We start from the raw sequence: 15,639 nt of genomic DNA, 5'->3' as shown, positions 1-15,639 counted from the left end.
CTGACTTACTTTAGTGTGAGACTCTTGATACTTTCGCTACTCCCGATAACCCCGAAGAATCATCAGGTCACGAAACCCGTCAAGCGCCCACACTTATCGGCTGTAAATTTTTAAAGAGCAATCGCTCAAAAACAGCATTTAAATCCGCTGTTTTTTTCGCGCCCCGCATCAGAAGGGAGGCGAATTATGAATCGCCACGAACCTCTCGTCAAGAGAATTTCGAATATTTATTTTGAGGTCCCGACGCTGAATGTGAAAGCGGGCGACCTGGAACGGGCCGGCGCCGCACAGGCAAGCGGCTGATGAACCACGTTACCTTCCTCTGGGCGAAACACTGTCCGGGCGTGCGTCTGGGGGAAGGCTGATGCGGAGGCATTGGCTGGCGCCGCCGCTCTTGCTTCGCAACGTGGCCTTTCCGGGCAAGTGTCTTTCCATTGCGAAGACGCGTGGCGTTCGAGGGGCCGGGGTGAACTCGACGTCGTGACGAGCAACGGCCTCAACATCTACGAGCCGGACGACGAGCGGGTGACTGCGCTGTACCGTGTGTTCTTCGACATGCTGAAACCTGGGGGATGGCGCGTCTCGAGCTTCCTGACACCGCCGCCAGCAATATCTCCCCAGTCGCCCTGGAACGCCGAAGCGATTGACCAGACTGCGCTCGCACTTCAACATCTGCTTCTGGTGCGCATTGTTGAATGCAAAATGGAATGCGTTCCGCACGCACACACAGACCGCGCGACAACTCGAGGAAGCAGGGTTCGAGGACATCAGGTTCGTCGACGACCGGGCGCGGATGTTTCCGACTGTCGTCGCGCGAAAGGCTCAACGTCGATAGACCACCGGCAAATGTTCGCTTTTGTCCCCGACACACCGATGCCTTCGTGGAACACGCTGATGATCATGTTCGTCGGCCGCGACAGGCGAACATTGGCGGACCCAAAAAATACAGCTCTTGCCGCTTTAGCGCGCATGCGCGTGAACGCACTGCGGACCATGGCAGGGAGGGTCGGCGCATCATTGACTCCGACTCCCCCCTGCGCGCGCAAGCACGCGTCCCCCCGATATGGTTTTTATGTGGCGCTTGTGACAGGTCTAAGGTCTTCGCGCTCTGTGTCCCCCCGAAATGCATTGCCAGTGTATCGACGCGGAGCCGCATCCAATGTGGCGCACCTAACAAACGATCCTATTCTTCTGTAGAAATGGCGCACGAACCGCACGAGGGCATCCGAGTGTAGTCCGGCTCCGATCCAACGAGTGTTCTGGCGTCGGTCGCATACGAGGCCAGAACACCGAGGTCCAGCAGAAAGTCTCTTCGTTTCATGTCGGTCCTTGACTAATCGGATTTGCGAGCGGCCGGCCCGAGCACTGCAATTCACCCGGCGCCCAGCAGCATCGTGGACACCGAGGGAAACACGCCAATCAGCGCCAGCACGCCCATCATGATGAACACATACGGCAGCGTGCCGAGCACGATGCGCCGCAACGGCACGTCCGGCGCCACGCTCTGAACCACAAACAGGTTCAGACCGACCGGCGGATGAATCAGCGCCATCTCCATGTTGATGACCACCACCACGCCAAACCAGATCAAATTCCAGTGATACGCCTGCACCACCGGCACCAGCACCGGCATGGTCACGACGATAATCGCAATCGTCTCCATGAAGCAGCCGAGAAAGATCAGCAGCACATTAATGCTGATGAACAGGACCCACGGCTGGACATGCGCCTGCGCGATTGCCTGCGTGAGCGACGCGGCCACCTGGCTCGTCGTCATCACATAGCCGAACACGATGGCCGATGAAATCACCGCGAGAATCATCACGCTGCTGCGCGCGGCGTCGACGAGAATCTGCCGGAACGTGGTCCACGACAGCTCGCGATACACCACGCCCGCCAGCACGAGACTCGCGACGATGCCAAGAGACGCGGCTTCTTGCGGCGTGGCGAGCCCGCGGTAAAGCGACCCCAGGATAATCAGGATCAGGAGCGCGAACGGGCCAACGTCCTTTAGTGCAACGATACGTTCGGACACGCTCGCGAGCGGCCGTGTGCGTCGCCCCCTGAGTGCATCACCGCGCACCCGGTCGCGCATGGCGAGGAAAATCTGATACACGCCGAACGCCCCCGCCATGATCGCGCCGGGTACCAGTGTGGCGACGAACAGCTTGCCGATGGATTGCTCGGCAATCACGCTGTAGATGATCAGCGGAATGCTCGGCGGCAGCAGAATGCCGAGCGTGCCGCCCGCCGCCACGGCGCCGCATGCGCGACCTTCCGGCACCTCGTGACGGCGCATCTCCGACACCGCGAAGCCGCCAATCGCCGCCGCCGTGGCAACGCTCGATCCCGATACCGCCGCCATCACGCCGCACGCGAGCGTGGTCGCCACCGCAAGGCCGCCGGGCACGCCATCGAGGATCGTCGCGAGCGCCGAGTACAACCGTGCGCCCATGCCTGATGCCGAGATGATTGCCCCCATGAACATGAACATCGGCACGGATGTCAGTGTGAAAGTCGCAACCGATCCCCAGTACGTGCTCGCAATGAGGTTGAGCGCATCCCAGCCGCCGCCGGTGACGAACAATGAAACGAGCGCAATGGACAGCAAGGCGAATGCGATCGGCACACCCACCGACAACACGGCAAGCAGGCCACCGAACATGCCTGCACCGATCAGAAATGGATTCATTCACTCCTCCCCAGAAGCATTTCGTCCATCGCAAGGTTCTCGCCCTTCGGCGCGCGCACGAACACGATCGTCATGAGGCGAGTAATCTGCACGATAGACAGCAGCAGCACACCCGCCAGAAACCCGGAATACGGAATCCACAGCGGTAGCGAGAGCATGCCCCACGATTGCTCGCCGCCAGTCCACGCGTCCAGCCAGAAGTCGACGACGAGTCGCGCGAGCACCAGCGCCACGGCGGTCTCGATCACCGTGGAAACGCAGGCGAGCACGCGCTGGCCCTTCTCGCCGAGATGTGCGCTGATCACATCGACCTTCAGATGACGCCCTTGCCAGGCGAGTGCCGCCGAACCGACAAAAGTCATATACGCCATCAGGTACGTGGTGACTTCCGTGACCCACACATCGGATAAATGCAACACCTCGCGCGCAAGCACGCCGTAGGAAATCACGAGCACGGTTGCGATCACCGTGGCGCCCACCGAGAACGCAACGCCGCGGCACAACGCGTCAAGCCCGCGCGAGAAGCAATCGATCGTATAACGCATCGCAGTGGCCTCATTACTTATAGAGCGCCATGCTCTGGTCGAGCAGACGCGTGCCGTCCGGTACTTCGGCGCGGAATTTAGGGAAACTGACCCTCGCGAACAGCGCCTGCCACTGCTTCCACTCGTCGAGGGTCATCTTGTGGATCTTCACGTTATGGCTCGCAAAGAGTTGCGCGACACGCCGGTCATCGGCCTTTGCGCCCTCGAATGCGCTTTGCTCGAGACTCTTGCCAACGTCCGTCAAAATCTTCTGCTGCGCGGGCGTAAGCTTGTTCCACGTCTTCATGCTGATCGCGATCGGCTCGATCGTATAAAAGATGCTGTAGTCCTCGGGCGAGTTGTAATACTTCGCCACTTCGAACATCCGGTAGGACTCGAAGGTGCCCGACGACGTCCACAGGCCATCCAGCAAGCCGAGCTGCATCGCGCTATACGTCTCCGACGAGGCCATCGACACCGTGCTCGCCCCCGCGCTCTGCAATGCCGCTTCCATCATCTTTCCGGCGCCGCGCACCTTTTGTTGCGCCAAATCGCCAGGCAGGTTAATCGGCTTGGACTTCGACGCGACGCCGCCCGAAATCTGAATCCAGCAGAGCGTCTTGAAGCCATACTTTTCCAGCTTCGCTTCGAGTTCAGCCCACACGGCTGAATTGCGGAACTTGTAGACGTCCTCTGGGGTTTTCCAGAGACCGGGCAGCAGAATGAGGTTCATCTGCGGAATCGCACCCGCCACGTAGATGTACGGATAAATCGCCAGATCGACGCTGCCGCTCCTGAGCGCCGTATGGGTATTCAACGCCTTGACCAGCGATTCCGCCGGAAAGATGTTGATGTGAATCTTGCCGCCTGACTTCTGCTCGACCGCTTGCGCGAACTGCTTGCCGGTCTGCACGACGTAGTCGTTCGGGTCGTCAGGCCATTGATGGGCCATTTTCAGCGTGATGGTGTCGTCGGCGCGCGCGACGGTCGGCCATAACACGCTGCTCGCGGCCGCGGCCAGCACCCCTGCCACCGCAAGCCTACGGGCCGCTTTTTTCAAAAGGAATCGCTGCATCTTTGTCTCCTGTTTCATAGTTGTATGTAGTGAAGCTCAGAGGTACACCGCCATCTGCCAGATCAGCGCCGCATTCAACACCAGGGTGATCGCGACGCATGCCCATGCCAGAGCAAGCGCAAGGCCCTTGACACGGAAAACACCCATGAGTCCGGCATCCGATCCGAAGCGCACCAGAGGAATAGCCGCCAATGGCAACTGAATGCTGAGTACGACCTGACTGAAAATCAGCAACTGATTCGATCCGTGTTCGCCATACAGGCTGACCGCAAGCAATGCAGGTCCTATGGCGCAGACGCGGGTCAGCAGCGCACGCATCCATCGTGCGCTTTTCATGCGCAGAAAACCTTCCATCACCACCTGCCCGGCCATCGTGCCCGTAACGGTCGCGTTAAGCCCGCACGCAAGCAATGCCGCCGCGAAGACGATGCTGGCCCACCGGGTTCCGACGAGCGGCGCGATCAGGCGATGCGCATCAGCAAGATCGTCGACTTCGTAATGACCATTGGCATGGAAGACAGCGGCTGCCACGATCAGGAGCGCCGCATTCACAAGGAAAGCCAGGCCGAGCGAGACGAACGTATCGATGTTGACGCCTTTCATGGCGTTCAAAACGGATCGTTCATCACCGGCTCTCGCATGCTGCTTCACGAGCGCCGAGTGCAGATAGAGATTGTGCGGCATCACCGTGGCGCCCAGCATGCCGGCGGCGAGCCAGATCATGCCGGCGTCGCGCAGCAGTGCAGCGGGCGGTGCGACGCCGGCCAATGCACTATGCCAGGAGGGGTTCGCAAGCGCGACTTCGACAACGAAGCACAGTCCCACAAAGAAGATCAGCGCGCAGACGACGACTTGCAAAGCGCGCTGGCCTCGACTCTGGAGCGCAAGCATTGCGCATGCACCGATGGCGGACAGCAGCACACCAACGCTCAAAGAGACCCCGAGCAAGAGTTGCAACGCCACGGCACTGCCCACCACCTCCGCAACGTCGCACGCGATAATCGCCATCTCGCAGGCAATCCACAGAACGATCGTGGTGCGCCGGCTATAGCGCTCGCGGCATAACTGGGCGAGATCCCTGCCGGTCGCCACGCCGAGCCTGGAAGCCAGCCATTGCAGCAACAGGCCCATCAGGCTGGCTGCGAGCACGACGCTCAGGAACTGGTAACCGTATTTCGCTCCGCTGCCCAAGGCCGTGGCCCAGTTGCCCGGATCCATATAGCCGACCGAGACCAGTGCGCCTGCACCGAAAAACGAAGACCATCGTGCACGGCCGCCAGGCCCGGCGCTGCGCAAACGGCCTCGTCGTCCGCTGGGCCAGGGGCGGAAGGCTCCCGAAGATGCAGGGTCTACAGATCCGGTATGAATCGAATTTACCGACGTGGTGTTCATGCGGTTATGAGGCCAGGTGAGAAGCGTAGGGTCGTGCGCCGCGGGCGTATCGCTCGCGCCCGCTGATGCAGGAGATGGGAAAGCGCGCAGTTCGAAATCAGGATGCGGCGCTGATCTGAACGCCGGCCATCTCTTCGACGACGAGCGCAATCGCGCTGTGATCCATATCGCCACGACCCTGCTCGACCCCACGTTTCCAAAGCTCGTGAACGGCAGCCGAAATCAGCGCGGGCGAGTCGACATCGTGCGCCATGCCGAGTGCGATCCCCACGTCCTTGCACATGAGGGCGATCGAGAACCCGGGCACAAACTTCCTCGACAGAATCTGTTGAGGGAACTTGGTTTCACTGGCGGCGCTACGGCCGCTTCCTGCGTTGATCACGTTGAGCAGCGCCTGGGCATTCACGCCCATCTTCACGCCCAACGCCATGGCCTCGGATGTGATCGCCAGCGTTGTCGCGGTGATGAGGTTATTCACCGCCTTGGCTGTGTGACCGGCTCCGATGCCCCCAACATGAAAGATCTGGCTGCCAATATCCTCGAGCACGATTCGGGCGTCTTCGAAAACCTGTGCTTCTCCGCCCACCATGATCGTCAGCGCTCCCTGCTCGGCCTTCTGCACCCCGCCGCTCACAGGCGCGTCGAGCATGCGGATGCCGCGTTGCGACAGAATCCCGGCAATTTCCCGGGTGACGGCCGGCACCGAACTGGTCATGTCGATCAGCACGCTGCCCTTTGCCAGACCAGCAGCCAGGCCGCTAGCCAAGCCGCTAGCCAGGCCGCCCTCGCCCAGCACGACACGCTTGACGATGTCGGCGTTGGGCAGCACGGTCAGCACGACGTCGTGCCCGGCGGCAAGGCCACTGAGGGTGTCGTAAGGCGTCGCGCCGAGTGCTGCGAATCTGCCTGCCAGGTCGCGGTCGACGTCGAATACGCCGATAGGGTGGCCCTTGTGCAGCAAGCGCCGCGCGATACGCCCGCCCATCTGCCCAAGACCGACGACTGCAATACGTTTTTCCATGATTGACACCGAAAGGGTTTGATAGAGCGATGGGTTCAGCCCTGCGATTCCGGCAGCCGGATCAGCAGTCCGTTCATGCCGTCGGCAACCTTGACCTGGCAGGTCAGACGCGAGCCCTCGCCGCGCCGGTAGGCGAATTCGAGCATGTCAAGCTCGGCGCCGTCAGCAGGCTCGATGCGATCGCGCCATGCTTCGTCCACATAGCCGTGGCAGGTGGCGCAGGAGCAGGCGCCGCCGCAATCCGCATCGATGCCTTTCACGCCGTGGTGAACCGCGGCTTCCATGAGAGACTGGCCGGGCGCCGCGTCGACTTCTCGTCGGGAGCCGTCCGGCTCGATGAAAATAATGGTGGTCATTCTGGTTCCTGCTTGAGTTAATGAATGTTCGACAGGGGGACTGCGTTCAACGCCACGCCGGGGTCGGCGATCGCGTCGGCGGCGGGGCTGCGCCCGGCGCTCAGCCACTGTCTTGCGCTCATGAATGCTTTCGCATCGTTGATCGCGTCGACGGCGATAAAGCGCGGGCCGTCGTAGTACCAGATCGAACATGCCGTCTCCGACGTGTTCCGGACCACCACATGCGTGTAGCCGAGATTCAGGCCGGCGATTTGCAGCCTGGTCGAATACTGATCGGACCAGAACCATGGCACCGGCCGGTATTCAGCCGAGCCACCGACGATCGAACGCGCCACGGTTTCCGCCATGTCGACCGCGTTCTGGATCGACTCGAGCCGGATTTGCTGGCCCCGGTACGGAAAGCGCGCGCAATCGCCGGCCGCGTAGATGAACGGATCGCTGGTGCGCCCCCCGCAGTCGACCACGATGCCGTTGTCGATATGCAGTCCTGCCTGTTCGGCGAGGCCCGTTTGTGCAATCACACCGATACCCACCACCACGACGTCCGCGTCGATCGCGATGCCATTGGCGAGCCAGGCGGTCTTGCCGTTCCGGTCGGCATGGGCCAGCCGCTTCAACTCCACGCCTTCACAAATACGCACGCCGTTTGCCAGATGCAGCGCCCTGAAGCGGGCGGCCGTTTCGGCCGAGGCCACTCGCCCGAGAATGCGCGTGTCGCGCTCGACCAGCGTGACTTCCATGCCGAGCCTTCGCGCCACCGCCGCCGTTTCCAGGCCGATATAACCGCCTCCCACCACCAGCAGGCTCGCGCCAGGCTTCATCCCGGTACGCAGGCGCTCGGCATCGGCCAGCGTGCGGAACGTATGGACATTCGGCGCATTCCCGCCCTGCTCGAACGGCAGGCACCGGGGCGTCGCGCCGGTCGCGAGAACCAGGTGGTCGTAGCGAAGCGACTGGCCGTCCGCGAGCAGGATCTGCTTGCCGTCCCGATCGATGGACCTCACGTGAGAATCGGCCCGCAACTCGATCCGCTCGCTCTCGTACAAGGCGCGGGCCTTGATATGCAAGCGCTCGACATCGGCCTCGTCGGTCAAGTACTTCTTCGACAACGGCGGCCGCTGATAGGGCAAGCCCGGCTCCTCGCCTACGAGCGCGATGTGCCCTTGATATCCAAGCGCACGCAGCTTGAACGCCGCGGACACTCCCGCCTGGCCCGAACCGACGATTACGACACGTCCACTCATCCCGACTTCCTCTTCAATTCAACGATGCGCCGATCAAACGACATCTGGCCAGCGCGCGCGCTCATTCAAAGCCGAACCGATGCACGACGGTCTTGGTGGTCGAGAACTCGTCGAGTGCGTCGAAGCCCTTTTCGCGGCCATAGCCGCTCTTCTTGCGACCGCCGAACGGCAGCTCCACGCCGCCGCCAGCGCCATAGCAATTGATGTACACCTGGCCTGCCACCACCGCGCGAGCCATGCGTTGCTGACGTGCACCGTTCTCGCTCCAGATCGCCGCGACCAATCCGTATTCGGTCGCGTTGGCCAACGCGATCGCATCCTGTTCGTCTTCGAACGGCATCGCCGCCAGCAACGGACCGAACGCTTCGGCATGGGCGAGTTCGTGATCGCGCGGCACCGGGCCGAACAGCATCGGCGCAACGAAAAAACCGCCGGCCGGAACTTCGGCAACCTGGCCCTGGGCGATCAGCGGCAGGCCCGAGTCCTTGATGCGTTGCAGGAACGCGTTGATGCGCCCGAATTGCGCCCGGGTGATGATCGGACCGCAGTCCACCTGCGCTTCAGGCATGCCGGCGCGAATCCTCGCGATCGCCTCGGCCACGCGGCCCACGACTTCGTCGTACACCGTCTTCTGGACCAGCAACCGGCTGCCGGCCGAACAGGTCTGTCCGGTGTTCTGGACAATCGCAGCGACGATCGTCGGCACCGCCTTGTCGAGGTCGGCATCGTCGAACACGATCTGAGGCGACTTGCCGCCCAGTTCGAGCACGCACGGCACGTTGTTCGGCGCGGCAGCCATCTGGATTTGCGTGCCGACCGCGGGGGACCCGGTGAAGGTCACCAGATTGATATCCGGATGACTTGCCAGCGCGGCACCCGCTTCGTTGCCGTAGCCGGTAACGATGTTGACGGCGCCATCCGGCAGCCCCGCCTCCTGCATCAGCCTGGCGATCAACAGCACGGACTGGCAGGCCTCCTCGGAAGGCTTGACCACGATCGCGTTGCCCGCCGCCAAGGCCGGGCAAACAGTGCGACCAAACATCTGCGAGGGGTAGTTCCACGGGATGATGTGCGCGGTCACGCCGAGCGGCTCGCGCACCACCTGCACGCTGAAGTCGTTCAGATAGGGAATGATCTCCCCATGGTGCTTGTCCGCAGCGGCCCCATAGAACTCGAAATAGCGCGCCAGCACCGCGATATCCTTGCGGGCCAGGTGCAGCGGCTTGCCGGTATCGCGCGACTCCACCTGCGCGATCTCCTCGGCGCAGGCCTGAATGCGTTCGGCAACGCGCGAGAGCAGCCGGCCTCTTTCGGCGGCGCTCAGACGGCCCCATGCATTGTCATAGGCGTGGCGCGCAGCGCGTACGGCCGCATCGACTTCGATGGCCGTCGCGCGGCTGAGTCGCGTGAAGACCTCGCCGGTGGCGGGATTTTCCACGTCGATGACGCGTCCATCGGCGGCGGCCTGCCAGGCGCCGTTGATCAGTAGTGTCTTCATGCTGTGCTGGCACCTGCCATCTCGGCCATGACGTCCTGCGCCACGCGGAAGCTGTCGATACCGGCCGGCACGCCGCAATAAATGACGGCCTGCAGGAACACTTCGCGCAGCTCCACCTTGGTCAGGCCGTTGTTGAGGGCGCCGCGTACATGGGCGCGCAGTTCGGCGGTACGGCCCAGCGCGGTAATCATGCCAAGGTTGAGCAGCGAACGGTCGCGGCGGCTCAAGCCCGGGCGATTCCAGATCTCGTCCCAGCAATATTCCGTGACCAGTTCCTGCATCGGCCAGTTGTATTCGTTCGCACTATTGAGCGCGTTGTCGACATAGGTGTCGCCGACCACCGCGCGCCGCGTGGCGAGGCCTCGTTCGAATTTTTCGCTGCGTTTCCCTTCGTACATCCTGTGCCTCCTGAGAATGGGATCCGGCGCCTGCGCGAAAGCGCATGGCTTGCGTCGGCGCACGGCAGTTCCGGGTATTCGATTCACGTATGCGCCATGCGCATGGCGGTGCTCAGAGGTCTACGTAGACATCGCCGTCGCGGACCGACACCGGATACGTCTTGACCTTGGCGGCACTTTCGCAAAATAGGCTCTCACCCGTTTCGATGCTGAATTCCCAGCCGTGCCACGGGCAGCGCAGGACCTGACCTTCCATCCCATAGTTGAGCTCGCCGGCGTGATGCACGGGCAGCATGGTCCCTTCGACCGTGCCACACGCGAGCGGCGCGCGGCGGTGCGGGCACATGTTGCGAAAGGCGTAGACCTTCTCGCCGACCTTGCACACACCAATGGGCCTGCCGTCGATATCGAGCGCACGCGGGTTGCTATCGGTAAGCTCGTCCAGGCGGACGACTTTGATCTCCATTTTGGTTCCCGTGATTAGTTGGATTTCAGGCCAAACAGCTCGGCGGCGTTGTCATGAAAAATGCGCTGTCGCATCTGCGCGGGGAATTTGTGCATGACGGTCGCCGGATAGTCCGAATCCCAGTGCGGATAATCAGTACTGAAAAGCATGGTTCGCTCCGCATGCGCCATTTCCAGAATCTGCGTCAGATACTCGTCTTTTTCCGGCTCTTCGAGCGGCTGGCTGGTGAAGCGGACATGATCGAGCACGTACTTGCTGGGGGCCTGTTCCAGCCACGGCACCTCGCGGCGGAATTGCATCCAGTTCTGATCGAAGCGCCAGAGCATGTGCGGCACCCAGCCGAAGCCGAATTCCGCAAGCAACACCTTCAGCTTCGGGAAGCGCACGAACACGCCTTCGAACAACAGGCTCGAGAGATTGCCCATGGCGATCTGCGGGAAGCACGAGTGCCGTTCGATGTAGGTGCTCGGCGTACCGCCCGCGAAATGCACACTGGTCTGAAACGCCCCCTCGGTCCCGGTGGGGTGCAGGAAAATCGGCAGGCCGCATTCTTCGGCTGCCTCGTAGATTGGGTAGTAATGCGGGTTGCCCATCAGGATGTTCACCAGCGGCAGATAGACCGCTACCACATCCTCGCGATTACCGATCCGGCGAATTTCCCTGGCCGCTTCGTGCGGGTCGCCGGCCGTCACGCTCATGGCCAGGCGGTAGCGCTCATCCAGGCTCAACCACTTGTCGATAAAGTAGTCGTTGAACGCGCGGGCCAGCACCACGGCTTCCCCGGTATTCGGCAGGGCCACCAGCTTGCCCGCCTGGATAGACGAGAGGATCGCGAACTCGATGTTGAGCTTGTCGAGGTGGTCTTCGCGCAGGAATTGCGGATCGGAACCGCCGACGTCGCCGCCCGGCGTGGTCGTATCGCGGCGAATCGAGGTCGCGCCGGCCAGCGGCGGACGCAGCGGATGATCCGGCAAGATCGCGCGCTTGCCTTCAAACCGCATTTGCCAACTGCGGCTTAGATAAGGCTTGAGCCCTTCGATATCGCCCGGAACCCACGGATGAACATCCGAATCGATGATTTTCATGTCTGAACTCAATACTCGTTTTTCACTTTGTTAGAACACCGAATTACGGTCGAAGCAATTCAGTGCGGGTGACATAGCCCACGGCGGCCGCGGCTTTCGTTCCTGCGCTACTTCAGTGCGCTGCGCCTGCAACTCAATTCGTCGGTAGCGACAGCGTTGAGGTTGTGATGATGCTACTATCGGCCGGGCGTTCGAAGAATCTTGCTTTTTGGGTACCTGGTTTCGGCTGCGGCGAACGCCAGGGTTTATCCCAAGTACCGGCTTTGCCGATCCGCTTTGCCGATCCGCTTTATCGATCCCTTACCGCCCCCATAGATGGTTTTGCAGGACATATTTGCCAATGCATTTCGATCTCCCCGATCTCCGGGTATTCATCCACGTAGCCGAATCATCAAGCGTCACCCAAGGCGCACGGCGCGCCAACTTGTCGATCGCGGCGACCAGCGCGAGGATCAAATCCCTGGAAAGTCAACTGGGCGCCAAGCTGCTGTACCGCGATAGCAAGGGCGCAACGCTGACGCCGGCCGGTGAAAACCTCTTGAAGCACGCGAGGGTGATCATGCGTCAGGTCGACTATGTGAAAAGCGAGTTTGCCGAGTACGGGAGCGGTCTGGTCGGCCATATTCGGATATTTGCCAACACCACAGCGGTAACGGAGTATCTGCCGGAGATACTGGCGCAATTTCTCTCCACACGTCCGGCCGTTACGGTCGATCTTCAGGAGCGGCTGTCCCGCGAGATCGTCAGAGGCGTACTCGATGGAACCGCGGACCTCGGGCTTATCGCGGGCCCGATCGAGGCGCAAGGGCTCGAGATCATCCATGCCAGCACCGACCGATTGTTGCTGGCGCTGCCGGAAGGACATGAGCTGACGAAAAGGTCGTCCGTCACCCTGGCCGAAACGCTCGACTATCCTCACATTGGCTTCCGTGAAGGAAGCACCTTGTTCGATCTGGTGACTGCGCAGGTTGAGAACCTGGGCCGGACCTTATCCATGCGTGTGCAACTATCGAGCTACGAGGCAATTTGTCGGATGATTGAATCGGGTGTCGGAATCGGTATCATCCCCGAGTCCGCCGCGGTGCGTCATCGTCGAACGATGCGGCTTGTCACCGTGCCTCTTGGGGAATCCTGGGCGATACGGGAGCGTAGCTTGCTCGTTCGCGAGCTCGATGGAATGCCAGGGTGTGTCAGGGATCTGATGGATACCCTCAGATCGAATTGAAGCGTCAGTTTGAATTGCCGTTGGCTGTGTGGCGATCGCCTCGGGCGGATCGCTTCCTTTTGCGCGCCTGCAATGACGTTGATGACCTATATGGCCGGGAGCGTCCAGTATGTCGCTTTCAGCGTGGCGGCGTTGCTGTGCTGCAGGCCGTTGTTGTTATGGTGTTTGGTGTCGAGAGCGCGTTTCCTTGTGATCGTGTCGGTCTATTAGTGTTGCCCCTGTGCGGGGCGGCACCTACTTTTCTTTGCAGCCGCAAAGAAAAGTAGGCAAAAGAAAGCGGCTCAAACCGCTAGTGTGACGCAGTGGACCACTTGCCTTATATCGAAGTGGTTCCGGGGCATCCGTCACCTCGCGCCTTCAAACATAGTGACAAAGGACTCATGCATCCCGCTGCTCGCTACGCGCGCAGCGGTCGGGTCTGCATGGGAAACCAAGAGTTCTGCCTGGGCACTCGAAGGCGCATGCGCTGCATCGATTCGTATGCATTCCTCTGGTTTTGGATTATGCCCCACGGCGCGCGTAGCGCCGCCGGAGGTATGAGCCCTTAGTCACTCCGTTATACGGCGCGTGGTGACAGACGCTCCGGAACCGCTCTGATCACGGGCAAGTGGTGGACGGCGTCACACTAGCGGTTTGAGCGGCTTTCTTTTGCCTACTTTTCTTTGCCGCTGCAAAGAAAAGTAGGTGCCGCCCCGCACAGGGGCAACGCTAGCAGACCGACACGAAAGCAAGGAAACGCGAAAAGAAACGCGAAAACCCAGGCCCACGAAATAACAGAGAGAGAGAGAGCCGCTTCCAGTTCAGTTTCTCAACCGAGCCATGCCTTGACCGCTGAGGTCATCGCGTTAGCCGAGATACCGTAGCGATCATGAAGCGTAGGCAGCGCGCCGGCGGCGAGAAACTCATCCGGCAACGCGATTTGTCTGAACGGCGGCGTGACGCCCGCGCCGAGCAGCGTGCGTGCAACCGCTTCGCCCAGTCCGCCCATCACCGTATGGTTCTCAGCCACGATCACCATACGGCCACTCTTGCTCGCTTCGCGCACGATCGTCGCTGTATCGAGCGGCTTGATGGTCGGCACATGCAGCACGCCCACGCCGATGTTGTCCGCTTCGAGCGCCTTCGCAACTTCGAGCGAGCGCATCGTCATGATGCCGGACGAGATCAGCAGCACGTCGTTTCCGTCACGCAGCAGCTTCGCCTTGCCAAGTTCGAAGCGGTAGCCGTATTCATCGAGCACGGCAGGCACGTTGCCGCGCAACAGGCGTGCGTAGACCGGTCCCTTGTGGGCCGCGATGGCCGGCACCATTTGCTCGATATCGAGCGCATCGCAAGGATCGATCACGGTCATGTTCGGCATCGCGCGCATCAACGCGAGGTCTTCAGCGGCCTGATGGCTCGGGCCATAGCCCGTGGTAAGCCCCGGCAGCGCGCAGACGATCTTCACGTCGAGATTGTCTTCGGCGATGGTCTGATGGATGAAGTCGTAGGCGCGCCGCGTCGCGAATACGGCGTATGTCGTGACGAACGGCTGCGCGCCTTCATGCGCGAAGCCCGAGGCGGCGCCCATCAGCAATTGCTCGGCCATGCCCATCTGGTAATAGCGCTCCGGAAATTCCTTCGCGAAGAGGTGCAGGTCGGTGTATTTGCCAAGATCGGCTGTCATGCCTATCACGTTTGCCTTCGTGCGCGCGAGGTCGCACAGCGCGTGTCCGAACGGCGCGGAACGCGTGACCTGGCCTTCGGCCGCGATCGACGCAATCATCGCGGAGGTCTTCAGGCGCGGCTTCTTTTCGATGGTGCTCATGCTTGTCTCCCGGCTTCGAGTGCTTCGAGCGCGAGCTTCCACTCGTGCGCATCGACGCGGATAAAGTGATTCTTTTCGCGCTGCTCGAGAAACGGCACGCCGCAACCCATCTTCGTGTCGCAGACGATGATGCGCGGCTGCGGCTTGTCATGCCCGCGCGCATGATCAAAGGCGCGCTTGAGCGCGTCGATGTCGTTGCCGTCCACGCGCTGCACGTACCAGCCAAAGGCTTCGAGTTTCTCGACGAGCGGCTCGAACGCCATGATCTGCGTGGAAGGTCCATCGGCCTGCTGGTTGTTCACGTCGACGATGGCGATCAGCTTGTCGAGCTTCCAGTGCGCGGCGGACATGAGGCCTTCCCAGATCGCGCCCTCGTCGAGTTCGCCGTCCGAAAAGAGCGTGTAGACGAAGGCGTCCGAACCCTTGCGCTTGAGGCCGAGGCAGCGTCCCACTGCGATCGTCAGCCCCTGGCCCAGCGAGCCGCCCGACATTTCCATGCCTGGCGTGTAGCTTGCCATGCCCGACATCGGCAGGCGGCTGTCGTCGCTGCCATAGGTTTCCAGCTCTTCGGCAGGCAGGATGCCGGCTTCGAACAGCGCTGCGTACAGCGCGATCGCGTAGTGCCCGTTCGACAGCAGAAAGCGGTCGCGCCCTTCCCAATCGGGATCGTGCGCGCGGTAGCGCATCGCGCCGAAATACGCGACGGCGAGCACGTCCGCGATATCGAGCGCCTGGCCGATATAGCCCTGGCCCTGCACTTCGCCCATCAGCAGGGCATTTCTTCGGATGCGGTACGCGCGCTCGACGAGCGTCACGTCCTCGGTAATGACTTCGCTGTCCATGTATGGCTCCTTCG

General features: G+C 61.5%; 14 protein-coding genes. 1 reads left to right on the top strand and 13 read right to left on the bottom strand.

Annotation, left to right across the window (positions count from 1 at the left end; translation table 11 throughout):
* Positions 1–1,372: 1,372 nt before the first annotated feature.
* The 11 genes from L5014_RS12400 to L5014_RS12350 all read right to left on the bottom strand — a co-directional run bounded on the left by L5014_RS12400 (position 1,373) and on the right by L5014_RS12350 (position 11,751).
* Positions 1,373–2,692, bottom strand: a complete 1,320-nt coding sequence (locus L5014_RS12400) for a TRAP transporter large permease (protein WP_238463914.1) — start codon at positions 2,690–2,692, stop codon at positions 1,373–1,375.
* Positions 2,689–3,237 (bottom strand): TRAP transporter small permease, encoded by a 549-nt coding sequence (locus L5014_RS12395; protein WP_238463912.1) that lies wholly within the window; start codon positions 3,235–3,237, stop codon positions 2,689–2,691. The genes L5014_RS12400 and L5014_RS12395 overlap by 4 nt, the downstream gene beginning before the upstream one ends.
* A gap of 13 nt (positions 3,238–3,250) precedes the next feature.
* Complete coding sequence (dctP, locus tag L5014_RS12390; protein ID WP_238463910.1) at positions 3,251–4,291, bottom strand: TRAP transporter substrate-binding protein DctP; 1,041 nt, start codon at positions 4,289–4,291, stop codon at positions 3,251–3,253.
* Positions 4,292–4,327: 36 nt separating this feature from the next.
* Positions 4,328–5,683 (bottom strand): Nramp family divalent metal transporter, encoded by a 1,356-nt coding sequence (locus tag L5014_RS12385; RefSeq protein WP_238463908.1) that lies wholly within the window; start codon positions 5,681–5,683, stop codon positions 4,328–4,330.
* A gap of 97 nt (positions 5,684–5,780) precedes the next feature.
* On the bottom strand, positions 5,781–6,704 hold the full coding sequence (locus L5014_RS12380) for an NAD(P)-dependent oxidoreductase (RefSeq protein WP_238463907.1): 924 nt from the start codon (positions 6,702–6,704) through the stop codon (positions 5,781–5,783).
* A gap of 35 nt (positions 6,705–6,739) precedes the next feature.
* The gene (locus L5014_RS12375) at positions 6,740–7,060 is read right to left on the bottom strand and encodes a 2Fe-2S iron-sulfur cluster-binding protein (RefSeq protein WP_238463906.1); all 321 of its coding nucleotides are present in this window, start codon (positions 7,058–7,060) and stop codon (positions 6,740–6,742) included.
* A gap of 17 nt (positions 7,061–7,077) precedes the next feature.
* Positions 7,078–8,304 (bottom strand): NAD(P)/FAD-dependent oxidoreductase, encoded by a 1,227-nt coding sequence (locus tag L5014_RS12370; RefSeq protein ID WP_238463905.1) that lies wholly within the window; start codon positions 8,302–8,304, stop codon positions 7,078–7,080.
* A 61-nt stretch (positions 8,305–8,365) separates the two neighbouring features.
* The gene (locus tag L5014_RS12365) at positions 8,366–9,802 is read right to left on the bottom strand and encodes an aldehyde dehydrogenase family protein (RefSeq protein WP_238463904.1); all 1,437 of its coding nucleotides are present in this window, start codon (positions 9,800–9,802) and stop codon (positions 8,366–8,368) included.
* Positions 9,799–10,200: a carboxymuconolactone decarboxylase family protein gene (locus L5014_RS12360; protein ID WP_238463947.1), complete on the bottom strand. Its 402-nt coding sequence runs from the start codon at positions 10,198–10,200 to the stop codon at positions 9,799–9,801. The genes L5014_RS12365 and L5014_RS12360 overlap by 4 nt, the downstream gene beginning before the upstream one ends.
* Before the next feature lie 112 nt (positions 10,201–10,312).
* Entirely contained in the window at positions 10,313–10,666 is a 354-nt protein-coding gene (locus L5014_RS12355; protein WP_238463903.1) for a Rieske (2Fe-2S) protein, read from the bottom strand.
* A 14-nt stretch (positions 10,667–10,680) separates the two neighbouring features.
* The gene (locus L5014_RS12350) at positions 10,681–11,751 is read right to left on the bottom strand and encodes an amidohydrolase family protein (RefSeq protein ID WP_238463902.1); all 1,071 of its coding nucleotides are present in this window, start codon (positions 11,749–11,751) and stop codon (positions 10,681–10,683) included.
* A gap of 340 nt (positions 11,752–12,091) precedes the next feature.
* On the opposite strand from L5014_RS12350, the gene L5014_RS12345 reads away from it, so the two are divergent.
* Positions 12,092–12,976, top strand: a complete 885-nt coding sequence (locus L5014_RS12345) for a LysR family transcriptional regulator (protein ID WP_238463901.1) — start codon at positions 12,092–12,094, stop codon at positions 12,974–12,976.
* 808 nt (positions 12,977–13,784) lie between these two features.
* Here L5014_RS12345 and L5014_RS12340 read toward each other — a convergent pair.
* Positions 13,785–14,783, bottom strand: a complete 999-nt coding sequence (locus L5014_RS12340; RefSeq protein ID WP_238463900.1) for a transketolase family protein — start codon at positions 14,781–14,783, stop codon at positions 13,785–13,787.
* Positions 14,780–15,625 (bottom strand): transketolase, encoded by an 846-nt coding sequence (locus L5014_RS12335; protein WP_238463899.1) that lies wholly within the window; start codon positions 15,623–15,625, stop codon positions 14,780–14,782. The genes L5014_RS12340 and L5014_RS12335 overlap by 4 nt, the downstream gene beginning before the upstream one ends.
* Positions 15,626–15,639: the final 14 nt, after the last annotated feature.

This window comes from Paraburkholderia tagetis, assembly GCF_022213065.1.
GTDB lineage: Bacteria > Pseudomonadota > Gammaproteobacteria > Burkholderiales > Burkholderiaceae > Paraburkholderia > Paraburkholderia tagetis.
Note: the sequence above shows the minus strand (reverse complement) of the source record. Positions and strands in the feature narration are given on the sequence as shown.